The sequence below is a fragment of the Methylobacterium nodulans ORS 2060 genome, assembly GCF_000022085.1.
Taxonomy (GTDB): domain Bacteria; phylum Pseudomonadota; class Alphaproteobacteria; order Rhizobiales; family Beijerinckiaceae; genus Methylobacterium; species Methylobacterium nodulans.
The window spans coordinates 5764941-5790706 of record NC_011894.1 but is presented as its reverse complement, the minus strand read 5'-3'; the positions used below and the strand labels follow the sequence as shown (position 1 = coordinate 5790706).

Below are 25766 nucleotides of genomic sequence, written 5' to 3'. Positions count from 1 at the left end.
GGCACTACCGCCGCAGGATCCGGCTGAGCGCCTGGGCCTGCGCGTCGTCCATCACCTTCTTGGGCGACTCGCCGCCGATCAGGCAGCGCAGCACGTTCTCGCAGACGACCTGCTGGAAATCGAGGGTCTTGCTTTCCAGCGAGCGCACCAGGAAGGGCTGGCCGTAGGGCGTGTTCTGGTCGAAGGCGGCGACCCACGGATATTTCTTCAATTCCTCTTCGGCGCGTGGGATCTGCGTGGCGACATTGGAGGCGCCGAGCAGAAGTTGCAGCTCCGCCTGCGGCTCCGGCTGGAGCATCCACTCGATGAAGGCCGCGGCGGCGGCGCGCTTTTTCGAGTTGGCGTTGACGGCCAGCATTGTCAGCACGATGCCCTGCTGCTTGTGCGGGAAGGGCGAGGGCGCGGCGTTGAACTTGAAGTCTGGGGCCTGTGCCGAAAAGATGCCGCCGACACCGCCGTTGTCGACGTTCATCGCGATCTTGCCTTCCCAGAACATGCGCCGGTAGGTCGCCGCGTCGGCGCCTTTCGGGATCACGCCGAGATCGTAGACGCGCTTGTACTGGGTGATCGCCTCGACCACTTCCGGGCTGTTCAAGAGCGGCTCGCCATTGGCGCCCCATTGTCCGCCGAAGCCGTAGACATAATTCGACAGGTCGAACCAGAAGCCGGCCCGCTCCGGCATGGTGGCGCGGAAGGCGTAGCCGAACTTGCCACGGCCGGTCGCTCCCTTGGCCGCCGTCAGGAATTCATCGAAGGTCTTGGGCGGCACGCCGTCTTTCAGCAGGGCGGGATTATAGAGCAGGGCGTAGTTGGCGGTCTCGAAGGTGATGCCGATGCGCTTGCCGTCGATCTTCACGAATTTGTCGGCGGCCTGGAACTTGTACTTGGACAGATCGAGAAGGTCGTCGACCGGGAAGAGCCGGCCGGCCGGGACAGCAGCGAAGAAGTCGGTCTGGTCGAAGCGGATCAGGTCGGGCCCACCGCCGCCGCCCATCTGGGTGAAGACCGTGTCGGCGAGCTTGGAGAACGGAATCGCCACCGGCTCGATGACATAGCGGTCCTGGCTCTTGTTGAACTTGTCGATCCAGGCGCGGGTCCGGTCGCCGCGGCCGGCCTCGGCGAATAGTCCAGCGGCGAATGTCAGCGTCTCTTTCGTCTGGGCGAAGCTGCGGGTGACATTGAGCACGGTCGCGCCGGCGGCGGCCTGCAGCAGGGTGCGTCTCGAGAGTCCGGTCATGGCGTTCCTCTGATGGCGCCCTTTGAGCCGTGCCCGACCCGGTCGGGTCGGCTCACGGCTCTCAGGTCTTGCTTTGACGCGCTCCCTGACGCCGAACCGATATCCACTTCGGCGGGGAGCGCTCGAGAGCCGTTCCCGACCTGATTGCATCCGGTCGACGGCTCTCAAGCTTTGATGTGACGCGCTCCCTGACGCCGAACCGGCATCCACTTCGGCGGGGAACGCTCTGGCGGGCAAAGCGCCCGGTCTTCCGGGGCGCCCGTGGCTGACGCGATGCCGCGAGGTGTTTCACCTGGCAGCAGCAGATCTGTTCTCGTCTCGCTCCCGCTCGAGGGCGTCGATCAGGACGTTGCCCCAGCGAATGTCGTCCTGGATCGCATGGCGAGCCGCCTTGGCGTCGCGCCGGCGGAGCGCGTCCAGGACGTCGTGGTGGAGATGCTGGTCCGCGGCGAGCTGGCGCTTGGGGATATGCACGTGGAACATCCGAAGGAACGGCCCCATGAGCACCCAGGCGTTCTCGACGATGCCTTCGAGGATCGGCAGCTCGGCCACCCGCAGCAGGGCGAAATGGAAGTCCCGGTTGCGGACGCAGGCCTCGGCCGGATCGACAGCCGCCGCTGCAAGGAAGCGCTCGTGGATCGCGGTCAGCTCGGCGAGCTGTTTCTCGGTGATGATCTGGGCCGCACGTTCCGCCGCCGCGCCCTCCAGTTCAATGCGGATAAGCTGGACCTCCCGCAGCCGTGCCGGGTCGAGAGGCGGGACGTGTACGGCCGTCGCCGCGCGCATTTCCAGAACCCGCTCGCTCACGAGGCGGAAGATCGCCTCCCGCACCGGGGTGATGCTGGTGCCGAACTGCTCGGCCAGGCGGGAGATCGTCAACCGCTCACCGGGCTCGAACTGTCCGTCCATCAGGGCGCGACGCATCTGCGAATAGATGCGGGCGGAGAGGTTTTCCTTGCTGACCTGCGTGATGGGTAGCCTGGTCTCAGCCATCGTTGTCCTCCTCGGGGACTTCGACCAGCTCTATCAGGATGCCGTGGGGGTCGCGCATGAACAGCCCGCGCAACCCCTTGGCGATACCTTCGGTGATTTCGCTGATCTCGCCCTGAAGCGAGCCGCCGGCGTCGAGGATCTGCTGGCGCAGTTCCGGCAGCCGGGTCACGCGCAGGCAGACATGCGCCGTGCCGGGCTGGTTGGCGGCGGGCCTGATCGGCGCTCCCTCCGGCGAAACGAACTCGATGAACTCGATATGCGCGCCATGGCCGTAGAGATGGACGAGCCGCATATGCGCACCCGGCACGCCGATGAACCGGGCAAGCCAAGGGGCGCTGCGCTCGCCGATCGGCTCCGCGCGGAAGCCGAGCACCTCGCTCCAGAAGGCGACCGAGCGCTCGATATCGGGTGTGATGAAGCCGGTGTGTCCGAATGTGATCGAACGGGGCCGATCGGAGTTTGCCGAGGCGGTACGGGACGCGCTCATGCTCATTCTCCCACACGCTCGCTGCGCAGCGCGAAGTCGCGGGCCTTGTCCCAGTCGAAGGCGATCGCCGCGCCCGGCGTCTCGGACACCAGGAGATCGCCGCCCTCGATCCGCGCTTCTTCGGCAAACAGCCGGTCGACCGGGTCGGCCCCGACCTCCGGCAGGATCATCTCGACACAGCGGGCGGCCGGGAAGGCCGCTGCGAGCTGGCCATGCAGCGCCGGGAACACATGAGGGATGACCTCGCGATCCATGATCGTTGCCAGATGCAGCGCCTCGATCGCGCCGGTGACCCCGCCGCTGACGGAGGCGTCCACGCGCAGGATGCGGGCGGCCTCGGCGAGGTCGCGGAAGCCGTAACGGTCGATCACGTCCTCGCCGACGGCGAGGGGGACGCGGAGCTGCGTCTGCAGCTCGGCGATGGTGCGCCATTGCTGCGGCAGGAACGGATCCTCGATGAAGATGGCGCCGAGTTCTTCCGCCCGCCGGCAGGTCGGCATGGCGTCGGCGATCGTCGTCCAGGACCAGTGCGCATCGATTCCGAAGGCGACCTCATCGGGCAGCGCCTTGCGGACGGCATCGAGCAAGGCGGCATCGGCCGCGAGATCGCTGCCGTCGATCATGACCTTGACCGTGCGGAAGCCGCGGCCCGCGAGATCGCGGCACTGCTCAGCCACCGCCGGCGCCGAGGCGCCGTAGCCGACCACCGGCATCACCGGTACGCGTCTGCGCGCGCCGCCGAGCAGGGCCCAGAGCGGCAGGCCCTTGTTGCGTGCGAGCGCGTCCCACATCGCGATGTCGAGCAGGCTGATCCCGCGCATCAGCACGGCCCGGGCCGGCGGCGTCGCGGCCTCCGCCGCCCGGCGCGCCGCGGCACGCATGGCGGGCGAGCGTCCGACATAGAAGGGTGCGACCCGTGTCACGAGATCGAGCAGCGGCATGCCGCGCTCGAAGCCGATTGCATGGCCGGTTCCGCCATCGGCCAGGAGCAGGCGCACCAGCACATAATCGCGGTGCGTCATGTGCACCTTGCCGAGCTGGAGCGGGCTCGGGAAGGGAATGCGGCAATGCATGGCCTCGACGGCGGTGACGGCCGGCAGGGCTGCCGCGTCCGGGACATCGGAGAGGGCAGGGGGCCGGGTCATGCCGCAAGCCCCAGATCGGTGACTTCGGGCTGGAACAGCGTCGCCGACATGCCGCCGTCAACCATCAGCACATGGCCGGAGACGAATCCTGCGGCGGCCGAGGCGAGGAAGACGGCCGGGCCGGCGAGTTCGTCGGGCGAGGCCCAGCGCCCGAGCGGCGTGCGGTCGACGACCTGCTTGTGGAAGCGGCCGTCGGCCAGCGTCGCCTTGTTGATCTGCGTCTCGATATAGCCCGGCCCGATCGCGTTGACGGTGATGCCGTAAGGGCCGAGCTCGGCCGCCAGCGCGCGCGTGATGCCGACGACGCCGTGCTTGGCGGCGACATAGGAGATCACGCCCGGTCGCGAGGAAATGCCCATCAGCGACGCGGTGTTGATGATGCGGCCGTAGCCCGCCTTGCGCATATGCCGCGTCGCCTCGCGGGCGAGCGCGTAGAGCGAGGTCAGGTTGATCGCGATGACCTTGTCCCAGTCGGCGATCTCATGGGTTTCGACCGGCTTGCGGATCAGGATGCCGGCATTGTTCATCAGGATGTCGAGCTTGCCGTGCCGAGCGACGATCGCCTCGATCGCTGCGGCGCCGGCCGGATGGTCGGTGACGTCGAAGGGCTGCGGCTCGGCCTTCAGCCCCTCGGCGCGCAGGCGCTCGCAGGCGGCTTCGGCGGCGGTCGGATCGACGTCGTTGATCACGACCGTCGCGCCCGCCTGCGCGAAGCCGTGCGCGATCGAAGAGCCGATGCCGCGCCCCGCACCGGTGACGAGCGCGACGCGCCCGTCGAGCGAAAAATCCGCGATGGCGCGAGCGGTGACGGGCGCGCTCATTCGGCGGCATCCTTCGTGGGCGAAGCCATCGCTTCCACGGCCTCGATCGCCGCAACGAGATCCTGCGCCGAGACGGGGCGGGCGAAGTGCTTCATGTGGGGGGCCTGGGCGGTGAGTTCCGCGATGGTCGCGATCTCCGCAGGCCCGCCGTTGAAGCCGAGATCGGCAAGGGAAAGCGGCAGCTCGACCTCGGTGAAGAAGCCGCGGATGTCCTCGACGAAGGCGGCGTCGCGGCCTTCGAGCACAAGCTGGACAAGCAGGCCGTAGGCGACCTGATGGCCATGCAGCGCCGAGGCTGGTCCCGGCACGGCCGAGAGCCCGCGCGTCATCGCGTGGCACACCGAGAGTCCACCGCTCTCGAAGGCGAGGCCGCTCATCAGCACGCTCGCCTCGACGAGCCGTTCCAGCGCCTGGTCGGGCTCGCCACGTTCGACCGCTGCCAGAGCGGCGACCGAGTCGGCGCGGACCGTGTCGTAGCAGGCGCGCGCCAGTGCGAGCGCCGTCTGCGGCGAGCGCCCGCCGAAGGCGTTGCTGCCCTGGACCCCGACGCATTGCTCGACCTCGAAGCGTTTGACGATCGCGTCGCCGATGCCGGCGGAGAGCAGGATGGCCGGCGCCTTGGCGATGATCGCGGTGTCGACCAGCACGAGGTCGGGGTTGGCTTTGAGCCTCTCGACGCCGACGAGCTTATGGTGCTCGTCGTAGACCACGATGATGTGGCTGGTCGGAGAGTCGTTCGAGGCCACCGTCGGTATGGTGGCGAGCTTTGCTCCGATCTTGCCGGAGAGGAACTTGGCGGCGTCGATGGTCTTGCCGCCGCCAGCCGCGATCACGACCTCGGACGGGGTCCTCGTGCACAAGGACGCCATGCGCTCGACCTCGGCATGCGTGATCTCGCCGCCGAAGGTGATCGTGGACAGGGTGACCCCGGCGGTCCGGCAACTTTCCGCGGCGGGAGCGGAAACGAGCCCGAGGACGTGCGCATCCGCGATCAGGACGGCGGTCTTGCCGATGCGGGCGATCTCCTCGCCCAGACGGGCGATTGCGCCGGGTCCCTGCAGGTAGCGCCGCGGCGAGCCGAAGATGATCATGATCGCAAGTCTCGTTGGTTGGAGGATTTTTCAGGCGATGCGGAGCGATGGGCGGAGCGCTGCCGCGGCCGAGCCCTCGTCGAGCAGGAAGTCGACGAAGAGATCGATCTGGGCGGCGAGCATGTGCACGCCCTGATGGATTCGTGCGCCACGCGCCTCGGCGCCGCGCAATAGTGGCGTCATGGCCGGTTTCATGACGATATCGGCGACCATGCAGCCGGGTTCGATCGTGGAAGTGTCGACCGGGCTCGCTGGATCGCCGTCGAGGCCGACCGAGGTACTGTTGACCACGAGATCGAAACCGCGCGCATTCGCCGGCCCGGTGCCGATCGGCCGACCGGGATTGAGCGCGCGAAGCCTCGCGGCGAGCGCTTCGCCCCGGTCGATATTGCGATTGGCGATGACGAGTTCCGACACCCCCGCGGTGAGAAGGGCCTGGGCGAGCGCGGTCGCGGCGCCACCGGCGCCGAGCAGCAAGGTGCGTTTCCCGAGCGGCTCGTAACCATGCGCGCAGAGCCCTGCGACGAATCCCTCGCCGTCGTAGAGGCGACCGGTCATGCGGCCCTCCGCGTCGCGCCGGATGACATTGGCGACGTTGAGATCGGCGGCGGCCCCTTCCAGAGCGTCGCAATGGCTCGCCGCACTCTCCTTGTGGGGAATGGTGACGATGGCGCCTGCGAGGCTGCGCGCCGTCTTCAGCCCAGCCCAGGCCGCGCCGAGGTCGGCCGGTGCAACTTCCCAGGGAACCAGCACGGCATTGATCCTCCGCTCGAGGCAGCGCGCATTGAACAGCGTCGGCGTGAGCAGATGCGCGGATGGGTAAGCCAGGTGGACGATGACGCGGCTGCGCCCGTCGATTTCCATGACCACCTCCCCGGTTTTGTAGCTGCGCGCTGTCGCGAGCCGCCTCATCAGCCTTGCGATCATATATGATGCATGATACGAGACTGCCGTCAACCGGCGAATTGCGAGGCAGGGCGCGCGGCCGCTTTCACCGCAAGCCATTGTCTTCCTGAAAGAAAGTCTTCGAAGCCGCGAGCGGTCGCGACGTCCGGGGACGCTTTGCCGGGTCACCAGACCGAGGAATACCCAGGATGCCAGCGATACCCGCCCCGCAAGGACGCGCCGGAAACGACTATGCTCCGTCCCCCGCCGAAATCGTGCGGTTGCGGGAGAAGGCTCGCTTCGTCCGGCTGGAGACGATTCGCCTGATCGAGATCGCCAAGGTCGGCCACTATTCGTCGGTGTTCTCGGCCGCCGAAATCTTTTCCGCTCTCTACTACGACGTCATGAAGTTGAAGCAGGACGACTCGGCCTGGCCGGATCGCGACCGCTTCCTGATGGGCAAGGGCCACGCAGCGGTCGGCCTTTTTCCGATTCTCGCGGATCTCGGCTATCTGCCGACCGAGGTGCTGAACGGCTACACCCGCCTCGGCAATCCGCTCGGCGACCACCCCGACATGCGGAAGGTGCCGGGAATCGACTTCTCGTCCGGCTCGATCGGGCACGCTTTGTCGGCTGGGGCCGGCATGGCTTGGGGTGGGCGTGCGGCAGGACGGGACTTCAACGTCTTCGTCATGCTCGGCGACGGCGAGATGCAGGAGGGACAGGTCTGGGAGGCGGCACTCTTTTCGGCCCACCACAAGCTCTCGAAGCTGATCGCCATCGTCGATCGCAACGGCTTCCAACTCGACGGGGCGGTCGACGAGGTGATGGGTGTGGAGCCGCTCGACGAGAAATGGCGCTCCTTCGGCTGGGAAACCCATCTCGTCGACGGCCATGACCTGATGGCGCTGACGGCGCTGCTGCGCCGGCTCAGGGCGGACGACACGCGCAAGACTCCCGTTTGCGTCATTGCCAGGACGCTGAAGGGCAAGGGCGTGACCTATATGGAGACCGAGCCCGGCTGGCATCTCGGCTATCTCGCTCCAGAAGACGCTGAACGCGCCATCGCCGAAATCAAGAGCCGGGAGATCTGAACATGAACGCTCACCAATTCGCCGCCGGCCCGCAATCGGCCAATTCATGGCAGTATCGCGCGCTCAATGCCAGCAATCCCGGCCTCGACTTCCTGTCGGACGCGCTCATTGAACTGGTCGCGGAGGGCCATCCCGTGCTGGCGGGCTCGGCGGATCTGCAATACTCCAATGGTCTCAACAAGTTCGCCTCGAAGTATCCGGACCGCTATGTGCAGTTCGGCATTTCGGAGCAGAACATGGTGACCGCGGCTGCGGGGCTCGCCACGACGGGACACATGCCCTTTGTCGCCACTTTTGCCTCGTTCCTCGGTCTGCTCTGCTGCGAGCAGATTCGCATGGACGTCGCCTATTGTGCCCAGCCGGTCCGGCTCGTCGGCCATCACACCGGTATTTCCCTCGGCTTCTACGGGACCTCGCACCATGCCACCGAGGATATCGCGACAATGCGGGCTATCGCCGATCTCACCGTGATCTCGCCGGCCGATGGTCCGCAGCTCGCCGCCGCGATCAAGGCTTCCGCGAATTGGCCGCAGCCGATCTATTTCCGCATCAGCCGAGGCCGCGAGCCGGACGTCTATGAGCGCGGGACACCCTTCGCCATCGGCAAGGCGATCGAGCACATGCAGGGTGAGGAACTGACCATCATCGCCTGCGGCCTGCCGGTGCATCCGGCCCTGGAAGCAGCGCGCAAGCTCAATGCCGAGGGTCGCTCGGTCGGCGTCATCGACATGGCGACGGTCAAGCCGCTCGACCGGGAGGCTGTTCTGCGTGCAGCCGGCCTCAGCCGGATCCTGATGACGGCCGAGGAGCACAACGTGCTCGGCGGCCTGGGCTCGGCCGTCGCCGAGGTGCTCGCCGACGAGGGCTGCGGTGTGAAGCTCCTGCGCCACGGCATCTACGACGAGTACAGCCTGATCGCTCCGCCGACCCATCTGTACGCGCATTACAAGCTCGACGCCGCCGGTATCGAGGAGATCGCCCGCACCGCGCTGGCAAAGATCTGAGGGAACGCCTCGCACGGACCGCAACCGGCGAGGCGCTCCCTTCGATTGCCGCGGCGACGATGGAAGGCGCATAATACCAACGGGCCTTGAAAAGGACCGTTGGTTCCGTTCTCGAATTTTCGCCAAGCCTTTGGCTTGGTGTCGGAAATTCGAGGCAGGTCAACGGCCCGATGCGTCGGCATCTTGGGCCGTTGGTATCAGTTCGCCACCGGCCTTGGCCGACCCTGACGGTTGAAACCGGCCGAACGAGCACTTCCTTTCGTGGCAGCCAACCCCGCTCCTCATGCTGAGGTGGCCGGCGGAGCCGGCCCTCGAAGCACGCCTGACCGCTGGTCCGAGGTTTTGGTGGCTGGGAGCACCGGTCCGGGGTGCTTCGAGGCTCCTTCGGAGCACCTCAGCATGAGGAGCGGGGCGGCTGCCACGCAGGTCGGTTTCTATTTAGCCTTCAAACCCAAGAGTAGAATCACACCCCACGCCCGCCGCCAACCCGGGTGAGTCCCGCTCAACGAGAGTTGGTATGAAAGGATCGCGAAATCCAGCCTGATCTGGCCTGAGCGCTACAGCCCGAGCGTCACTTCGGCCCAGCGCAGCACCACATCGCTATTGAGGAATTCGATAACGGCCCGCTCTTGCCTCGCCGGCTGGTCGACTCCCATGGCCGCCGTTGCGACGATCATGTCGCAACGTTCGTGGAACGCCATCGCGAGTGCCGACTTCGCCGTCGCGCCGCGGCCGCCGAGGGCATAGCTGCGGCTGCGCCCCTTCATCCAGCGCACCTCGATGAATCGGCCCGGACCAAGCGAGGTTCGCTCGGCCGCGATAAGATCGACGTCGCCAACGCGATCGACGTCGTCGTCATCGATCGTTGTTACGCATCCGCAGAAGCCGATCTTCGCCCGAAGATAGAGGACTACCTCCGTGCCGCAGTGATCAGCCCGGCAGCGGAAGGCCTTGCCTTTCCCCCAGGGATCCACTGGGAAAGGCCACGCCGTCTCAGTCCAGACCGGCTTCGAGGCCACAAGGGCCGTGTGTGGGGCCGGCGCGTGATTGACGAACAAGCTGGCCGCCCCCAGCGCTCCCCCCGTAGCCAAAACAGCCGCTGCAACGATAAGTGCGATCCGTCTCATTGGCTGTTGCGCAACCACGCCTAGTTCATCGCGACGAAGTTGCGCGCCGCAGCGACTTCAGGCCGTTCGGAGGTCGAGCCCGTCGTGAGCGCAAGCAGCTTCTCGTAGTTCGCCTTCGCGGTCACCTTGTCGCCGAGCCTCTCGGCGGCTTGCGCAGCGCCGAGGAAGCCGCGGAAGCGGTTCGGCTCCCTTGCCTGAGTGGTCTCGAAGGCAGCGAGCGCGTCCTTGGCCATCCCGCGCTCAAGCAGCATCTCGCCGTAGAGCTCCCGCGCCGGTGCGAGCGGCCCGGGCGTGATCACGTGCTTGTTGGTCTTGTCCTCGGCATCCGCCGCGGCGCTCATGGCCTTCAGCGCCTCGTCGTGCCTGCCTTCCGCGTGGAGCACCCAGGCGGCCGCGAGCTGCCGCTGGATGTCGACGATCTCCGACCAATAGACGTCCTTCGTCTCGCGCAACGTGTCGCGCAGCTCGGCGAGCTTGGCGATATCGGGTGCGGCGGCCTCGGGCTGGCCCGAGCGCGCGGCACCGAGCGCACGGGCGAAATGCGTCATCGCCGTCGCGTAAGCGAACGGGCTTGGTCGCACGGTGAGCTGCGAGGCTGCGTGCCAGTCGCCCCGCTCGATCGCATAGCGCGCGGGCGAGGCCGCGAGCGCGTAATGGGCGGCGAGCACGGTGGCCTTGAAATCGGTCTCGCGCACCATGTCTTCCACGACGGCGCGCGCCTCGTTGTCCTGGCCGAGCTGCAGGTGGGCATAGACCATGTAGTCCTGCGCGTGCAGGTAATTGCCGACCGATTTCTCCGCTCGCGCCGCCTTCAATGAGGCGGTGTTCGAGTCGATTGATTCCTTCCAGTAGCCGACGCGGGTGTAGATGTGCGACGGCATGTGCTGAGCGTGCGGCGCGGCCGGCGCGATCTGCGCATATCGATGCGCCGCGTCGAGCCCTTTCGCGGCGAGCTCCGGATAATCGTAGAGATGGATGAGATAATGCGTTACGCCCGGATGCTGCGGCAGGCGCTTTGAGAGCGGCTCGAGGATCGCGGCGCCCTTTAGCTGCTGGGTATAGGTCTTGTCGTTGAGGTCGGCCGAGGTGTTGAGCGTGATGGCGTAGGCGATCTGCGCTTCGTCATCGTCCGGATACTTCGCCGCCATCTTCTCCTGCGCATCGCGGAAGAGCCGGATGCGCTGCCTGTGGCTGAGCTTGTCGTAGTCGGTATACATCAGCGCCAGCGCATCAATATAATCGCGCTCGCGCTCGGTCTTCGGGTTCAGCGCCTTGGCTCGCTCGATGGCGGCTAGCCCCGGCGCGAGGTTGGCCTGCGGGATCGGGTTGTGCGGGTTGTCGAGGTAGGTCAGCGCGATGCCCCACTCGGCCATGGCGCAGGTGGGGTCGGCCTTGAGCGCCTCTTCGAAGACCTCCTTGGCGGCCAGATACCAGTAGGAATGCTGGTAGCGCATGCCTCGGTCGAAGCGGCGCTGCGCCACCTCGTTGCACGAAGTCTTGAAGTGGACGCTTCCGAGCTGCTGATTGACGTCACCTTGCGCAACGAGCGGCTGCGCGGAGGAAAGAGCAATTACGGCGACGCTGGCGGTTGCCGCGAGCAAGGACGTGCGCATGGGGCCACCCTCCTGTCGGCTACGGCGTAACCTCCTCCGGGCACCTTGGCACTATACGCGCTTGCAGCGTCTCCGCAAACGTCCTGAGGCTGCAGGCACGGCGCACCCGCAGTATTCCGATCAGACGTTCTGCCCTAAGTTCAGCTTGAACTATACCCCGGCGTGACTGCACCGGCGACATAGCTCGCGACCGCACAGGCGGACACCTGTGAGTACGGCGATTTCGTCGGACCCGATCACCCCGGTCCCCGCATAGTGAGGTCGTCACGTCGGCTCACCGGCGGCGGCGCTGGTCCGACGCCGAGACTGCCGGAAGTGGATGTTCCGAACGTCGGCTCAGGGGTCACGAGCCGGCATTTCCGCGGCTTCCGCTGCGGTCGTGTGGTCCGCAATTGCGCCTCAAGCTGGAAGGCCGATTGGCTCATTCGGCGCGTTTAGACCGGCAGAGAAGCCTGCTCGCCTCAGGCTCGATTCATCACACGTCTCCGGGAGCGAACAGCTCAGCGGGACTAGCCCCGGTAGGGCAGCGCCTCAGCCAGCAAAGGCAGCCGCCGGCTGCCGGCGGCTGGGGTTAGTACAGGTGGCAGCCGGAGAAGGGCGGGCGCCGGTCGGCCGGCACCCGCACGAGCGCCCCTCCGCGATGTGGGCCTGCCCCGATCCTCGAGCAGATACGCCAGCCCGGACGCGGCCAGCGCCGCCTTCCGGGCCTGGGAACCGCTGTTGGGAACAGCAGCATGCAGCGAACAATGCCGCAGGGACAAGGTGACCAGGTGTATGAGGCGCGCCCGGTTTCTTACGATCGGGTTCGTTCATCGCTTTCCGAGCGCATCAGAAAATTTGTGCATTTATTCAACGCCGAGATTGGAGAACATCAAAACTTTTCGCTCCAGATCGAACGTCGTGTGTTTGCTGAGCTTAAACAGCTCCAGTAGTGACCTCAAATCATCGGCGGCAGGTTCCATGATGTATTCTTCCACGCCATTATCAAGAATGAGCTGAACAGTAAATAAGCCCTCTTGTCCGCGCTGCTGCTCCTGCCATGATGCTTGGATGTTGGTAACCTGTCGGACCTGGAATCCCCGTCCGGATTGGCCTGTCTGAGGCTGAGCAGTGTTGGCCATGATCTAGCTCCGCGAGCTTGAGCGGGAACGGCAGTGATTGCAGTTCCTGCTGACTCAAGAACGCACCAGCATGACCCCGGTTCTGAATTGTGCGCTGACGCATCAGCGCATGCACCGGTCGAAATGCGATCCGACTGCGACTGTGCACGTCCAGAGCGCCGGTGTCACTGCCTGACACCGAGCCTCCAAGGTTGAACTGGCGACTACACTCGTTGAGACAACGCTCTTGATCAGGTGGGAGTGCTTCCGATGATCTCTGATACCGAGAAGTGTGAACACTGAATCGCCTCGTTTCTGGCCGAGAGAGCTTCGGTCAGCTTGCACATTCTGATTTTGTTCTATCATTGGTGCTCGAACGAGTCTCGCGTGGATGGAACGGAGCCGATGCCGATGGCCAGTGCGGATGCCACCCTGCAGATCGTCTGGGTGTTTGGTCACAAGGGCAAGGCACGAGCCTGGGCGCTGCCCTACGATGGGCAGTTCGGGGGGGTCGAAGGCGATGCGATCGAAGCGGCCTACGATTCGGCCCGAGCGCAGGCCTGGACGGCCGGGTGATGGACCGGAACCGGTTCGCCTACAGCCTCACGCCCGACCAGGTGCGGGCGCTCGCCGGGTGCTTCCGGCTGCTGGACTGCCGGGGCAGCCGTCAGCCGCTCGACGAGCCGCTGAAGCCGCTCAACGGCATCGAGCTCACCGAGACGCAGATGCGGGTTCAGTTCCGCGATGTGCTGGATGAGCTGCGCCTTGACCATGCGATGGGGATGAGGGCGCAAGCCTGACAGTGGCAAGCCCTACACAGGTCTGGAGCTTCGGCAGCTATACACATTTTCACGCATGTGAGGCTGGATACCCTCACATCGTCCAAGTTTGTGTGACCTGGATCACGGAATGCGGGAATGATCGCTGCCAGTCTGGCTTCGCCTCAGTAGAGGCAAACAAAGAGGTAGGGCAATGATCAATCTCTTGAAAAGCGTTGCGACCACCGACGCTGGTGAGACTGTGCAAGCTGTCCCGTCACACCGAGACGATCTTGATCTCAATGATCTCGATCAGGTAGCGGCCGGATTGGCGAAGTATTACGAAATGGGTGGTCACTGGTATATTGTCGGTCATGACAAGCACGGAAAAGCGACTGGAGTGGTGAGAATCGACTAAAATCAGTTGCTGAATGTGACAGGGCCTGCAGTCAAGGTTGTGCAGGCCTCATGGATGCCGGCGCGCCGGTGCGCCATCGGTCGGAACTGGGTAGCTCAGGCTGCCGCACTGCTGAAGCGGGTCCACGCGGTCCCCCATCCGGCAGGCCCCTATGCCAATTCTCAAGCGGGCGCTCGGTTGAGGTGGGACCAGGGTGCCCGCTGTCAGTCTGCGCTTCTATGGTCTGTGATCTGTATCACACAATCGCAGCCGGCGTGGCTAAGCATTGAACGGCATGTGAAGTGCGGATGCGCTCTGTGATCCTGTCTTTCGCGTTGTGTGATGCGGATCACAGAACTGTGCTTAGACCGATCTCATGGTGTTGCGGCCCGCGCCCGGTCGTAGACAGCTTGCCGTCTTGCCAAATTCGTCAGACCTGTCGCTGGTATTTGCAGGAGGGGTCTACTGCCTGCATGCGGTGTCCCCAAGTTGCTACCGACAAAGCGAATACGACAAACGATGAGGTACGCATTGCTGTTGGTACCTGACAACCTCGGTGCTGTGAACAGCTGAAGATTCGCAACGAGGCATATCCTGACCGAGAGGGACCGCAGCCGAAGCGGGCGGCCTCTCGATCTCGACGGCCGAGCTGGACCTCTTCACGATAGTCACGCCCGCAGGGAGAGATGCTGGCTATCTATGGTTCTCGTAAGCAAGCCTGCTCTGGTTCGATCTGTGGCATCATCGTTGCCCAGTGCCGTCCAGGATTGCGATAGCTTCCGCAGGCACCTTCTGCTTCCAGGCGCTAATCGGCGCCGCAGCTCCTTCCTTGAGCACGGCGAGGAGCGACGGAGCCGCTGGCTCGGCGATTGCAACCCCGTTCTCCCGCATCCTGGCGTAATTCTCGGCCGTCCGGTTCGCAAGAAGCTCGAACTGGCTTCTCTCTGTTTCCGCGGCCGCGGCCATGACCGCCTGCTGCTGATCGCTCGGCAGGGACTCAAAGACATCGGTGCGAACGAAAGCCAACGAGATCGGGATGGCGTAGTTGATGGACGTGAAGTAGCGCAGATAATCCCACAGCTTGCGCCCGGCTCCGCCGTCTCCGGAGGTCAGAATCCCGTCCAGCTCTCGATTCTTCACCTTCGCGATCGCTTCGTTGAACGGCAGGTACTCCGCCATTGCGCCGGCAGCCCTCATGACTTCGGCCGAGTTGTAGTCGTAGCTTCGGACGGACATGGTCCGCAGGTCGTCGGGACCCGCGAGAGGCCGGGCCGTCCAGATGCCGGTCGAGGGCCAGATCGTCATGTATAGAAGCTTCAGACCGCGTGCGGCGAGTGCCTTCTCGTAGAGCGGCCGCGCCCGCGAATTCACAGCTTTCGCGGATTCGATGGACTGAACGACGAACGGTAGAGACGCCAGCCCGAAGATCGGATCGATGGCTTCGAGCGGTCCGGCAAAGGCGTCGCCACCCGATATTCGGCCGTCCTGCGCTGCGCGAATCATCTCGCCTGAACTGATCTTCAGCTCGTTGTCGAGGGCATTTGCTGTTTGGACGAAGCCGTTCGTTCGATCGGAAACGAGACGCGCGAACGTGGTTAGACCAACTCCCGAGATATTGCTGGCCGGGTACTCAGTCGCCATGACCCACCTGACTTGCGCGTCGGCCGGATAGGCAATGATCGCAGAAAGGAGCCATGCGAGGGCAAAGGCCAGTAGCCTTTTCGGGGCTTGCGACGGGAGATGCGGTGGAGTCGGCCGACGTGGCACTGGCATTGGCATTGGCATTGGGGTGAGCCTCTGTCCTGCTCCATTGGCAAAACGCATGCCTGAAATGACAAGAGTGAGACGAAAGCTGAACTCGGTTGGAGCGTAACCTGGCTGCTGTCAGCCCAGCAGCGTTGGAAGCGGGACAACCTCTATGCCGGCTGCGTGCAAAGCAGAGCGAACGGCTTGCATGACTGGAACGGCAGTCGGCTCGTCCCCGTGAACGCAGAAGGTGTGTATCTGGGCGGGTATCCTCTTTCCCGAGCTCGAAATAATTGCCTTCTCCTCGATAAAGCGAAGCACCTGGTTGGCGGCTTGCTGCGGGTCATGGATCACCGCATCCGGCCTCTCGCGTGATCTCATCCGACCGTCATCGTCGTACACGCGATCGACATAGGACTCATAGGCAACCTTGAGGCCGAGCCGTTCGGCGGCCTTCGCCATCTCAGACCCGACATTCGCAACATAGATGAGTTCGGGGTCGGCGGTCTTGATGCCGCGCCCGATCGCCATGGCATAATCTTCATCGATATGTGCCATGTTGTTAAGCGCCCCATGCGGCTTGACATGAGTGACCGAAGCGCCCTGTCCCCGCGCGAGTGCTTGCAAGGCGCCGATCTGGTAGGTGACGAAGTATTCCAGATCGAGCGGACGCATCCGGATCTGCCGGCGGCCGAAGCCCCAAATGTCGTTGAAGCCCGGATGAGCCCCGATCGACACGCCATTCGCGATGGCGGCCCGGATCGTCTCGACCATAATTCCCGGGTCCCCAGCATGCATCCCGCAGGCGACGTTGGCAGAGCCGATCATAGGCATGAGCGCTTCGTCGTGTCCGACCTTGAATCGTCCGAAGCTCTCGCCGATGTCGGCATTGATGTTGATCCTCATGTCGGCCTCCGTCCCACAAGGTTGCTACAGAACTTACGGTCGCTCTCGACCGACAGATCACGTGGCTTGCCCAACTGTCGCCGGATCGAGCCCGGTGAGTTCGTGATAGCGGTCGGGATCGGTCGCCCCTTCCGTGTTGATCAAGAGCACGCGCGCATCGGACCCAAGGCGGATGATCTCGCGCGACGTCTCGTCGGCCCGGGCGCGGACGAGCCCGGCAAGCCCTACCCCTCCGCTCTCACCCGCGACGATTGGCTGGTCACCATCCGATGGTCGCGCCAGCTGGATCATGGCCGCGACCGCGTCCTCTTCCTCGACGGTCATGAAAGCGTCGGCCGTACGGGACAGCACGCGCCAGGCGATCAAGGATGGCTGGTAGCATTCGAGCATCGCCATGATCGTCGGCTCGCCATGCGCGATCTTGACCGGCTGGCCAGCGCGGGCGCTTTCGAACAGGCAGGCCGCACGCGAAGGATCGACCACGACAAAGAACGGGCGCTGCGTGCCGAAGACGACCGAAAAATGTCCTGCAACCGCCGCGGCGATGCCGCCGACGCCGGCCTGGACGAAGACATGCGTCGGCGGTTCCGGCAATTCGCGCAACGCCTCGCGCAGCAGCGCGGTGTAGCCCTGCATGACGAGCCCCGGAATGCGCTCGTAGCCCGGCCATGACGTGTCCGAGACGATGATCCAGCCGTTCTCGTTCGCCACGCGCGCGGCTTCGGCGACGGAATCGTCGTAATTGCCGGCGACCCGGACCATCTTGGCACCGTAACGGGCGATGGCCTCGACACGCTCCGCGCTGACGCCCGCATGGACGAAGATGACGCAATTCGCGCCGACGAGCTCAGCGCCCTGCGCCACGGAGCGTCCGTGGTTGCCGTCGGTCGCGCAGGCGACGGTCAGGCCCGCCGCCACGGCGCGGACCTCCGGCGAGCGGAACTCCGAGATGTCGATGGTGCGGCCGTGGCGGCGGGATGCCTCCTCGACGACGAGGCGGATGACTGCATAGGAACCGCCGAGCGCCTTGAAGCTGCCCAGGCCAAGGCGATGGCCTTCGTCCTTGATAGAGATAGCGGCCACGCCGAGGGCGCGGGCCAAACCGGGGAGGGTGACGAGCGGAGTCGGCTTGTGTCCCTCGCGGTATGCGAGGAACCGCTCCACCTCGCTCGCGGCCGCGACGCCGAGCGTTGCGGCATCGGCCGCGTCCAGCGGCTTGCCGTGATCCGGGTGTTCGTTGGCGATCAGCATGGGGGCTGCCCCAAGACAGGCACGATTCAGCGTACGCATCAACGATATTGCGCCAACAGCGAGGAATGTGCTCCATTTCCAGGTGTCAAATGCAACTTTGGCTCGTTCCCGGGGCTTTTTGATGCGCCAACGGTCCACCGCTGCGCCCTATGACCTCGACCGGCTCGATCGCGCCATTCTTCAGATCTTGCAGCGCGATAATAAGACCTCGCAGCGCAAGATCGCCGAAGCCGTGAACCTTTCGCCCGCAGCCGTGCAGCGACGCATCAAGAGAATGGAGGAAACAGCGGTCATCCGGGCAAATATCGCTGTCGTCGATCCCGTCAAGGTCGGGCAAGCCATCACCCTTATCGTCGACGTCGAAATGGAGAGCGAGCGTGCGGAAATGCTGGAATCCGCCAAGCGCTCCTTTGCCTCGGACCCGGGCGTGCAGCAATGCTACTATGTCACCGGAGAGGCGGATTTCGTCCTGATCGTGACCGTGCCGACGATGACCGATTATGAAGCGCTGACGCAGCGGCTGTTCTTCGAGAACAATAATGTCAAACGGTTTCGCACCTTTGTCGCAATGAATCGCGTAAAGGTTGGGCTCACCGTGCCGATTTCGTGACCCCGGCTGCCGATTGCGCTCGTTCAATCCCCGTCATTTGCGTGGCCTCAGATCGAAACTCTCTTGCGCAAAGTCGCAAGGCGCAGCATCGCCGGGCTCTGGGACGTCATCTGCCGGCTCGTCGATGAGTTCACGACAACCGAAACTGCCAACTTCTTCGCAGGCTTGTCAGCAGGTCGGCCAACCGCTGAGTTGGCCTGAGCTGAACCGCTGGCTGATTCCTGCAAACTCGTCACCCCACATTAAGAACTCACACTGCGAGCGCTTTGCTGCTGCAAAAATGGTTTTGCAGGTGCGAAGAGGAATTCTGGCTCTTGCCCGATTGTTTGAAGTTCAAGCGAACGAACCGGCCGCTCGTGCGTTAATTTCATCCTCGTTTTAGGAGGAGAGCTAATGCCTTCTGATCTGGAGCGTGCACGCCGGAAGTGGGAGCAGCACAGCGAAATGATGCGACAGCTTGAGAGCATGGAACCGCAGCAGGGCGAGGCTCGGCGGCAGCAAGAGGCCATTCTGCATACGGCTCGCCTTCGCGGACACATCGCTCGGGGCCGGGTTATTGCCTTGGAGAAAAGCTGTCACGCCCATAAGGCTTGCGAAGGTGCGCCCACGAACAATCGTCAACAACGTTAGATGTAGAGGATTGGCTCAGACGTGGTGTTCGGCAGAGTGCAGCCGCAGTCGGCGCAGACCTGCGCCTGCGCCGGCCTCGCGCAGTACGTCGGGGCGAGCGCCAGGAAGACCGCGATTCCGAGCAGCGCCAGGAGCATGCCGAGGATGCGGCCTCGATACTGCGGGCGACCGTCGCCCATCATCGCAGCCTGTGCGGGTACCGGATCCGTGTTGTCCCAGCCTCGCCGCGGCAAGGAATGAGCCGGATCTCTCCGGCTACGATCCGCCCCATGTGCAATCTCTACAGCCTCTCCCGCTCGCCCGACGAGATCCGCCGCAGCTTCGGGGTCGTGCGCGACGAGACCGGCAACCTGCCGCCGCTGCCCGGCATTTTCCCCGACCAGATGGCAGCGGTGGTCCGGATGGCGGACGGCGCGCGCGAGCTGACGATGATGCGCTGGGGCTTCCCGCCCCCGCCGAAGCTCGGCACCCAGCCGGTCACCAACATCCGCAACGTGACCTCGCCCTACTGGCGGCCGTGGCTCAAGCCGGGGTTCCGCTGCCTCGTGCCGGCCTCCTCCTTCAGCGAGTACGCCGACACCAAGCCGCGCAAGACGCCGGTCTGGTTCGCGCTCTCGCAGGAGCGGCCGCTGTTCGCGTTTGCGGGGATCTGGCGGCCCTGGACGGGCCTGCGCGGGCCGAAGCGGGATGAGCCGGTCGCGGAGGAGCATCGGCTGTATGCCTTTCTCACGACCGAGGCGAACGGGGTGGTCGGCCCGGTGCATCCCAAGGCCATGCCGGTGCTGCTCACGAGCGAGGAGGAGTGGCGCACCTGGCTCGAGGCGCCGGCCGATGAGGCCTTGCAGCTGCAGCGTCCCCTGCCGGACGACCGGATGATGGAGGTGGCGCGCGGCGAGCGGTGGGACGGGGCGGGCTGATGGTTCCCTACGCAGGCCGCGCCAGCAGGATCGCGGTTCTCACGGCCATACGGCGCGCACGAGCACTAATGGTATAGTCCTCAAGTACCCACTTGTCCCATCCAAATTGTTTCACTGTGGCAGCAACATCGACTATGATGCTGTCCGCGATCGTGTAGAGGCCTACCTTGGGATTGGCAAGGTACGCTGTAACAGCAGCGTCGATCTGCTCGCTGGTGACGAGTTGGCACTGGAGAAGTTCGCGAATAGTGGAGTGGTCAGCCATTATTGCCACGTGGGTGCCGGGCTCATAAGGGAATTGCAGCAGGCCGGGCACCCGTGTCCAGCACCCGGCCTGCTGGTGACGTTGCAAGTGCTTGCAGATCAAGGAGCAACGCCACACTTTACCTGTCGCGCAGACCCTTCTGGCCGTCTCTCACTAAAGTTGAGCGTGGCGGGAAAGGGCGGGTCGCGTGCTCGTCGATGGCGGGATCTCGTTTCCGGCCTCGTCGCAGGCGCGGCGGGGAGTGCGGCACGGCATATCAATGGCCTCTGTCCAAGGCTGCACGCCCGTTACAGGTGATGCGCAAGTCACGTGTCCCCGCGCGGTGATCCGGCCGTCCCCCGAGCTACCACGCTGGAAGCGAGCACGACGACGTCGTAAGGACCACTGACCCGGGCGTGACCGACCTGCAGCGGTCGTGCATGAGAACGGAGCATCCGAAAGGTCGTTCGATGACGGTTCTGAAAGGACTCTCCGCCTTTCCCATCACGCCGTCCGATGCCGATGGCCAAGTCGATGTTGCGGCCTTGCGCCGGCTGCTCGCCCGCCTGGTTGCGGCGGGGGTCGATTCCATCGGCCTCCTCGGCAGCACGGGGTCCTACCCCTATCTGTCGCGCGCCGAGCGCTGCCGCGCCCTCGAAGCGGCCGTCGATGAGGTGGGAGAAGAAATCCCAATCTTGGTCGGGGTCGGCGCACTCCGCACCGACGAGGCGGTGCGGCTCGCCCAGGATGCTCGGGCCGTGGGAGCTGCGGCCGGGTTGTTGGCCCCCGTCTCCTACACGCCGCTGACGGACGACGAGGTGTTCGAGCACTTCGCCACGGTCGCGCGCGAGAGCCGCCTGCCCCTGTGCATCTACGATAATCCCAGCACCACGCACTTCACGTTCAACCCGGTGCTGGTGGGCCGCATCAGTCACCTTCCCGGCGTGGTGGCGGTGAAGAGCCCGGCCCCAGCCCCGCAGTCGATCGCGGGCCACCTCGGCGCGTTGCGCGCGGTCGTGCCGGACGGCTTCTCGCTCGGCTACAGCGGAGACTGGAACTCGGTCGAAGCCCTGCTGGCGGGCGCAGATGCATGGTACTGCGTTGCGGCTGGACTGTTTCCGGAGACCTGCATGGCCATCGTGGAGGCAGTTCAGGGCCAGCGAGCCGACGAGGCCCGGCGGCTGAACGCCAATCTCCAGCCGCTCTGGGACCTGTTCAAGGAGTTCTCCAGTCTGCGGGTCATGTACGCCGCCGCCGACGTGCTCGGCATCTGCTCCGCGCAGCCACCGCGGCCGATTCTGCCCCTCCTCGAGCCGGCCCGGCGGAAGGTTGCAGAGACGCTGATCAGCATGAGCTTGCGCTGATGCACGTCGCGCACAGCGTGCTCAAAGCTCTGCGAGGACACCCAACCGCCAGACTGCGAGAGGTTCACCGGCAGCGCTCGCTCACGTGGGTTCACGCGGGCCTCGCCAGCAGGATCGCGGTCCTCAACGGCATCCAAAAACAACCGGTTCTTCGAGCGAGGTCCGCGCTGACCTTTGGCGCTGCCGGGAAGCAGATCCTTCACCCGCTCCCACTGATCATCCCGTAGACCGTCAACAGCGCCGCTCATGATCGATCTCCCGACCCGGCGCCATACCAGCAGTCCAGTCTTTGCTGACTTCATTAGTTTGTCACCACACCCTAGCTCATTTATGGTTTGCTCTGAGTTTCGTTGCGTTCAAGGGGCGCGTCGCAAACTCGAAGGTAGGCCGCGGAAGGGGCTGCGCGGCCCCCGCGTTACGCCTTGTTTGCCATGGGAAGCCCGAAGAAGCAGGCGAGGAGCCGGTTCTGCTCGCGCACGTTCCTCGCGCCCGGACAGTCTAGGGCGGCCGTCACCCATAGGGCGGCGTCTCCCGGCCGATCTTGTCGCAGGTGCGGCGTGGGTTGCGGCGTCCAATACCAACCGCCCTTATGCGTAATCGATGCGAGCCCGGTCACGCAGTCCGATCGTCGTGATGGTGTCAGGCAGCGTGAAAAGCTTGGTCCAGGGTTCGCATTCTGGGTGGCTGTGCGAGCCGGCGAAGCTCCCCAGCCGTGAGGTCCGTCCTCCTCTCACCGCTGCTGGCATGGAGCGGGTCCTCCCTGCGCCAAGGAGGCGCCTCCGTGCCCATCACGGAGCCGCCACGAGTCGGACTTAAAGACCGTTGGTATCAACAGCACGGAACTGCTACTGACCTCGCGTCTCGCGCAGCATGGGATCGACAAACAAGGATAGGCTCGTCGCGCAGATTATTCCCGGCCGGGCGGTACGGTCATGTCTGCGGCTGTGGATCCTCGGCGAAGCGCTGATCTCTAGCTTGCAACGAATATCATTGAAGCACAGACGAAGGAGGGAGAATGCGCAGGATCGTCGCGGGCAAGCTGCATGGCATCTATGTGACCGATGCCAACCTGAACTATCACGGTTCGATTACCCTTGATCCCGATCATTGTGAGGAGGCGGGCATTCTGCCGATGGAGTTTGTCGAAATCTGGAATAAGAACTCTGGCGCCCGTATTTCCACCTATGTTATTCTTGGAGAACGCGGCTCGCGCTGTTGCATCCTTAATGGGGCTGCGGCTCGAACCTGTCAGCCCGGAGACCAGATCATCATTTGCAACTCGATATATATCAGAGAGTCGGAGCTGCCTGACATCAGGCCACGTGTACTGACGTTTGACAGCGACAATCGCGTGCTCGATCGTCTGGAATACATCGTCAAATTTGATGATTTCGGCCGGTATCGCTTTGCCATCGAGCGAGCGCGAAGCCTCAATCATGCATCAATCGCTGGAGAGCCGAAAACCGTTGCATGACGTGAACTCCGGCCCTGCTCGTCATGGAGGCGGCGTGGGTTGCGGCGAGGCATGCGCCTCACTGCTTACATTCAACGGTTCGTGGCGACCGGGAGCGCTCATGGCAGTGCGCTCCCGGTCGCCGGTCACCCGCTCGCTGGATGGGGGCCTGCTGGTGAGCGACGCGGGCACCACAGCATAAGAGAGCACAAGAGTCTGTACGCGAAGTGAGTTCGGGCGGTAGGGGCTGCTCCGATCCGGAAAGGGACGTGGCTGAGGCGCGGGCTCACCATATCGGGCCGATGTCGCGCACCAGCCCTTCGAACGCCGCCGATCTGCTCCCCCCGTCTGCCCGACATATTCCCCGGCTCGGGTCGTGCCGCCGCCTGGGCCAGCGCCCGGCTCTCGACTGACGGCTGGCCCTCTGCGCAATGCCCAAGATCGCGGCGGGCCGCCCGGACGTCGTGCTTGCCTTCCCGGGCGGCTGCGGGGCAGCGGATGGCATCTGCAGGGCCGAAGCGGCGGCATCCCGATCAGGAGGGTCGGGTGAGCGTCGCGCCAGAATCTGAGACCCGCTGGCTCATGTGCCTCACAATGACATAATCCGGCTTTGCAGATTTCCGTGTCCCTTTCGGGGTGGTGGCCAATCTAGCACCAATGAACTCTAGATGCCTGCCGCCGCTTCGGCTGTATGATGCAGCGCTTGTCTCTGTCCGAGGTGCAGATGCAGCCCCAAGTTGGATTCACGGTCGAGGTCGGCCCCAACGCAAACCCGATCATGAAAGTGCATGCGGGTGGTCGCGTGATTCCAATCGATCTCACGGCGGCGCAATCTGGCGAACTGGGGCGGGCTCTTCTTGCGGTGAGCGCGGTCTGCAGTAGCGCCACTCCGTATCCCGAAGGCACGCAAATCACCAGCTGCCATTTTCCGGTCGAGGCATGGGCAACTGGTCGATCGGAGGGCAAGGATCTGCCAGTTTTAGTCGTGCGGGTAAGAGGGGGCACGCAGCTCGTGCTCCAATTCTCTCCCGAGATGGCGAAAGAGTGTGCTGCAAGCCTCATGGAAGCCGCTGCACAACTCGCGTCGAGCGCTCCCTCACCGTAGTCGTCTGAGGTTTGGCGCTGGCACACAGCGCCATGGCGGAGCAATCCTCGGTGGGGTAGCGTCCCGCCACGTCCGACTCACCCACCACCCTCGAAGAGAGCCATGGGGCCTCGCCGGCCTGTCGTCGGGCCGGCCGCCCAGCCCGGGGTCCGAGCCCGAGGCGTGGGTCGAGATGCTCGCGAGGTGCCCCAGCACCATCCGCACTGCGCGCTCGCGCCCCTCAGGGGAGAAGGGGCGGGTATGCTTCGTCATGGCTCCATCCTCGCAAGGGTGGAAGCCTCCGAAAAACCCGGGGCGGTTAAGCCGGTCCGGGCAAGGGCCCGGCCGGCGCTCTTATCCACCGCCTCGAGAGAGGCGGCTTGCTACTCGTCCGTGAACGCCGCGTTCCGGATCCCGGTCCGCCGCTCGATAGAGCCGGTCGTGATCTCCGTCTCGGGACGCAGCACCTTCTCCCGGCTGGTCACCGTCTCCGGTCGCAGCACCGTCCGGTTGCTCACTACAGTGCGTGGGCGGACCACTCGATGATTCTCAACAACGGTCCGCGGGCGAAGCTCCGTCCGATTCTCCGTCACGGTCCGCCGCTGCATGACCGTCTCGTTCTCCACCACGGTGCGCGGACGAAGCACCGTCTTGGCCTCCGTGATGGTGCGCGGCCGCTCCATTTCCTGGGTTTCCGTCACGGTCTGCGGACGCATGACCGTCTGCATCTCGGTGACGGTGCGCGGCCGCTCAACCTCCTGGGTCTCGGTGACGATGCGCGGCCGCTGAACCGTCCGCATCTCGGTGATCGTCTGCGGACGCATGACCGTCCGGGTCTCCGTGACCGTCCGAGGCCGCTCCACGAGCTGCGTCGTCTGCACCGTCTCGGGGCGGTAGGCAATGTAAGGCCGCATCACGACCTGCGACGTGGTCACCGGCACCCGCTCGGTGATCGTGCGGGTGACCGGCACCTGCTCGGGCCGCAACTCGGTCCGCGACACCGGCACCTGCTGGGTTTCCATCACCGTGCGCGTGACAGGAACCTGCTGACGTTCGACGACGGTGCGGGAGACCGGCACCTGCTCCGGTCGCATGACCGTGCGGGTCACTGGCACCTGCTGGCGCTCAACGACCGTCCGTGTCACCGGCACCTGCTCGGGCTGCATCACCGTCCGGGCGCGCTGCACGGTCACGGGCGTCTCGACCGTGCGCGTCTCAGGGATGGTGACGGGCTGCAGCTCGGTCCGAGCGACGGGAACATCGACTTCCTCCGGAACCGTCGAAGCGGTCTGGACCGTTTCGGGCCGCAGGACGGTTCGTTTGCGCTCCACTGTCCGCGGCCGTAGCACCGTCCGGGAGCGTTGGAATGTTTCCCGCTCTACGGCCGCATCGTCGCGTGCATCCTCCTGACAGGCTGGGCTGGATGCAGCAAATCCATCGCAATCGTCCGGAGCAATCTGAGCTTGAGCATGCCCAGTTGCCAGCGCAGAGCCTAAGACAAAGGCGGCAACAGAAGTCATCATTGTGTGCTTAAGCAAAGTTTTCCTCCTCTTCTGATGAAAGAGCGCGTCATGACTGGTTCCTCTAGAACGAAACTCGCAGAATGTGGTTCCAAAGGCCGAGTTCGGACCATGTAGCGAGACAATGCGCCTGTTTGTTCGTCATCTACATTGATGGAGAGACGGATGTCTGGGTGGGAAAGGCTTGGCTATCCCGCACACGCTGGGCAGAAACTCTTCCATGTCCGGGAATGTCACTCCTAACCCAGTCCGCCAACGTGGGTTCCACGTAGGAATGGGTAGCGGCATG

The 25766-nt window shown here is 64.6% G+C and carries 26 protein-coding genes; 10 read left to right on the top strand and 16 right to left on the bottom strand.

The features are described from left to right. Positions 1-4 precede the first annotated feature (4 nt). The 7 genes from MNOD_RS26795 to MNOD_RS26765 form a co-directional block, all read right to left on the bottom strand. Positions 5-1237: an ABC transporter substrate-binding protein gene (locus tag MNOD_RS26795; protein ID WP_015932108.1), complete on the bottom strand. Its 1233-nt coding sequence runs from the start codon at positions 1235-1237 to the stop codon at positions 5-7. Positions 1238-1525: 288 nt separating this feature from the next. After that, the gene (locus MNOD_RS26790; protein WP_015932107.1) at positions 1526-2230 is read right to left on the bottom strand and encodes a GntR family transcriptional regulator; all 705 of its coding nucleotides are present in this window, start codon (positions 2228-2230) and stop codon (positions 1526-1528) included. Beyond that, on the bottom strand, positions 2223-2723 hold the full coding sequence (locus tag MNOD_RS41770; RefSeq protein WP_083786564.1) for a VOC family protein: 501 nt from the start codon (positions 2721-2723) through the stop codon (positions 2223-2225). The genes MNOD_RS26790 and MNOD_RS41770 overlap by 8 nt, the downstream gene beginning before the upstream one ends. After that, positions 2720-3862 carry a mandelate racemase/muconate lactonizing enzyme family protein gene (locus MNOD_RS26780; protein ID WP_015932105.1) on the bottom strand — a complete coding sequence of 381 codons (1143 nt, stop codon included), beginning with the start codon at positions 3860-3862 and terminating at the stop codon, positions 2720-2722. Before MNOD_RS26780 ends, MNOD_RS41770 begins: the two co-directional genes overlap by 4 nt. Next, the gene (locus tag MNOD_RS26775) at positions 3859-4683 is read right to left on the bottom strand and encodes an SDR family NAD(P)-dependent oxidoreductase (RefSeq protein WP_015932104.1); all 825 of its coding nucleotides are present in this window, start codon (positions 4681-4683) and stop codon (positions 3859-3861) included. The genes MNOD_RS26780 and MNOD_RS26775 overlap by 4 nt, the downstream gene beginning before the upstream one ends. Then, the gene (locus MNOD_RS26770; protein ID WP_015932103.1) at positions 4680-5774 is read right to left on the bottom strand and encodes a glycerol dehydrogenase; all 1095 of its coding nucleotides are present in this window, start codon (positions 5772-5774) and stop codon (positions 4680-4682) included. Before MNOD_RS26770 ends, MNOD_RS26775 begins: the two co-directional genes overlap by 4 nt. Before the next feature lie 30 nt (positions 5775-5804). Beyond that, positions 5805-6686 carry a shikimate dehydrogenase family protein gene (locus tag MNOD_RS26765; RefSeq protein WP_015932102.1) on the bottom strand — a complete coding sequence of 294 codons (882 nt, stop codon included), beginning with the start codon at positions 6684-6686 and terminating at the stop codon, positions 5805-5807. Between the two features lie 182 nt (positions 6687-6868). Here MNOD_RS26765 and MNOD_RS26760 point away from each other — a divergent pair, with 182 nt between their 5' ends. Both MNOD_RS26760 and MNOD_RS26755 read left to right on the top strand, forming a co-directional pair. Next, the gene (locus tag MNOD_RS26760) at positions 6869-7753 is read left to right on the top strand and encodes a transketolase (RefSeq protein WP_015932101.1); all 885 of its coding nucleotides are present in this window, start codon (positions 6869-6871) and stop codon (positions 7751-7753) included. A 2-nt stretch (positions 7754-7755) separates the two neighbouring features. Beyond that, positions 7756-8757 carry a transketolase family protein gene (locus tag MNOD_RS26755; protein ID WP_015932100.1) on the top strand — a complete coding sequence of 334 codons (1002 nt, stop codon included), beginning with the start codon at positions 7756-7758 and terminating at the stop codon, positions 8755-8757. 557 nt (positions 8758-9314) lie between these two features. Here the strand turns inward: MNOD_RS26755 and MNOD_RS26750 are convergent. From MNOD_RS26750 to MNOD_RS26740, 3 genes are all read right to left on the bottom strand, one after another. Beyond that, a complete protein-coding gene (locus MNOD_RS26750) occupies positions 9315-9815 on the bottom strand; it encodes a hypothetical protein (protein ID WP_244424571.1) in 501 nt (166 codons plus the stop codon). A gap of 89 nt (positions 9816-9904) precedes the next feature. After that, positions 9905-11497 carry a tetratricopeptide repeat protein gene (locus MNOD_RS26745; RefSeq protein ID WP_015932098.1) on the bottom strand — a complete coding sequence of 531 codons (1593 nt, stop codon included), beginning with the start codon at positions 11495-11497 and terminating at the stop codon, positions 9905-9907. A gap of 845 nt (positions 11498-12342) precedes the next feature. Continuing rightward, positions 12343-12618 (bottom strand): hypothetical protein, encoded by a 276-nt coding sequence (locus MNOD_RS26740; RefSeq protein ID WP_015932097.1) that lies wholly within the window; start codon positions 12616-12618, stop codon positions 12343-12345. A 390-nt stretch (positions 12619-13008) separates the two neighbouring features. Between MNOD_RS26740 and MNOD_RS48285 the strand changes: the two genes are divergently transcribed. The 3 genes from MNOD_RS48285 to MNOD_RS48620 all read left to right on the top strand — a co-directional run bounded on the left by MNOD_RS48285 (position 13009) and on the right by MNOD_RS48620 (position 13773). Continuing rightward, positions 13009-13173, top strand: coding sequence for a hypothetical protein (locus MNOD_RS48285; RefSeq protein ID WP_015932096.1), 165 nt, complete (start codon positions 13009-13011; stop codon positions 13171-13173). Further along, positions 13173-13397, top strand: a complete 225-nt coding sequence (locus tag MNOD_RS48280) for a hypothetical protein (RefSeq protein ID WP_015932095.1) — start codon at positions 13173-13175, stop codon at positions 13395-13397. The genes MNOD_RS48285 and MNOD_RS48280 overlap by 1 nt, the downstream gene beginning before the upstream one ends. 172 nt (positions 13398-13569) lie before the next feature. Then, positions 13570-13773 carry a hypothetical protein gene (locus MNOD_RS48620; protein WP_015932094.1) on the top strand — a complete coding sequence of 68 codons (204 nt, stop codon included), beginning with the start codon at positions 13570-13572 and terminating at the stop codon, positions 13771-13773. 720 nt (positions 13774-14493) lie between these two features. Here the strand turns inward: MNOD_RS48620 and MNOD_RS26730 are convergent. The 3 genes from MNOD_RS26730 to MNOD_RS26720 all read right to left on the bottom strand — a co-directional run bounded on the left by MNOD_RS26730 (position 14494) and on the right by MNOD_RS26720 (position 17655). Next, positions 14494-15393, bottom strand: a complete 900-nt coding sequence (locus MNOD_RS26730) for a TRAP transporter substrate-binding protein (protein ID WP_244424570.1) — start codon at positions 15391-15393, stop codon at positions 14494-14496. A gap of 243 nt (positions 15394-15636) precedes the next feature. Further along, on the bottom strand, positions 15637-16404 hold the full coding sequence (locus MNOD_RS26725; protein WP_015932092.1) for a LamB/YcsF family protein: 768 nt from the start codon (positions 16402-16404) through the stop codon (positions 15637-15639). 57 nt (positions 16405-16461) lie between these two features. Then, positions 16462-17655 (bottom strand): diaminopropionate ammonia-lyase, encoded by a 1194-nt coding sequence (locus MNOD_RS26720; protein ID WP_015932091.1) that lies wholly within the window; start codon positions 17653-17655, stop codon positions 16462-16464. Between the two features lie 121 nt (positions 17656-17776). Here MNOD_RS26720 and MNOD_RS26715 point away from each other — a divergent pair, with 121 nt between their 5' ends. Continuing rightward, positions 17777-18265 (top strand): Lrp/AsnC family transcriptional regulator, encoded by a 489-nt coding sequence (locus MNOD_RS26715; RefSeq protein ID WP_015932090.1) that lies wholly within the window; start codon positions 17777-17779, stop codon positions 18263-18265. 626 nt (positions 18266-18891) lie between these two features. On the opposite strand, the gene MNOD_RS26710 is transcribed toward MNOD_RS26715, so the two are convergent. Further along, entirely contained in the window at positions 18892-19077 is a 186-nt protein-coding gene (locus tag MNOD_RS26710) for a hypothetical protein (protein ID WP_015932088.1), read from the bottom strand. Between the two features lie 87 nt (positions 19078-19164). On the opposite strand from MNOD_RS26710, the gene MNOD_RS26705 reads away from it, so the two are divergent. Beyond that, positions 19165-19812 carry an SOS response-associated peptidase gene (locus MNOD_RS26705; protein ID WP_015932087.1) on the top strand — a complete coding sequence of 216 codons (648 nt, stop codon included), beginning with the start codon at positions 19165-19167 and terminating at the stop codon, positions 19810-19812. A gap of 7 nt (positions 19813-19819) precedes the next feature. Here MNOD_RS26705 and MNOD_RS26700 read toward each other — a convergent pair whose 3' ends face one another. Next, positions 19820-20128: a hypothetical protein gene (locus tag MNOD_RS26700; RefSeq protein ID WP_015932086.1), complete on the bottom strand. Its 309-nt coding sequence runs from the start codon at positions 20126-20128 to the stop codon at positions 19820-19822. A 398-nt stretch (positions 20129-20526) separates the two neighbouring features. Between MNOD_RS26700 and MNOD_RS26695 the strand changes: the two genes are divergently transcribed. The 3 genes from MNOD_RS26695 to MNOD_RS43985 all read left to right on the top strand — a co-directional run bounded on the left by MNOD_RS26695 (position 20527) and on the right by MNOD_RS43985 (position 23978). Next, positions 20527-21420 (top strand): dihydrodipicolinate synthase family protein, encoded by an 894-nt coding sequence (locus MNOD_RS26695; RefSeq protein WP_015932085.1) that lies wholly within the window; start codon positions 20527-20529, stop codon positions 21418-21420. A 1015-nt stretch (positions 21421-22435) separates the two neighbouring features. Continuing rightward, a complete protein-coding gene (panD, locus tag MNOD_RS43990) occupies positions 22436-22894 on the top strand; it encodes an aspartate 1-decarboxylase (protein WP_015932083.1) in 459 nt (152 codons plus the stop codon). A gap of 682 nt (positions 22895-23576) precedes the next feature. Beyond that, the gene (locus MNOD_RS43985; protein ID WP_244424569.1) at positions 23577-23978 is read left to right on the top strand and encodes a hypothetical protein; all 402 of its coding nucleotides are present in this window, start codon (positions 23577-23579) and stop codon (positions 23976-23978) included. 362 nt (positions 23979-24340) lie between these two features. Here the strand turns inward: MNOD_RS43985 and MNOD_RS26685 are convergent, their stop codons facing one another. Then, positions 24341-25288 (bottom strand): hypothetical protein, encoded by a 948-nt coding sequence (locus tag MNOD_RS26685; protein ID WP_043749489.1) that lies wholly within the window; start codon positions 25286-25288, stop codon positions 24341-24343. Between the last annotated feature and the right edge of the window lie 478 nt (positions 25289-25766).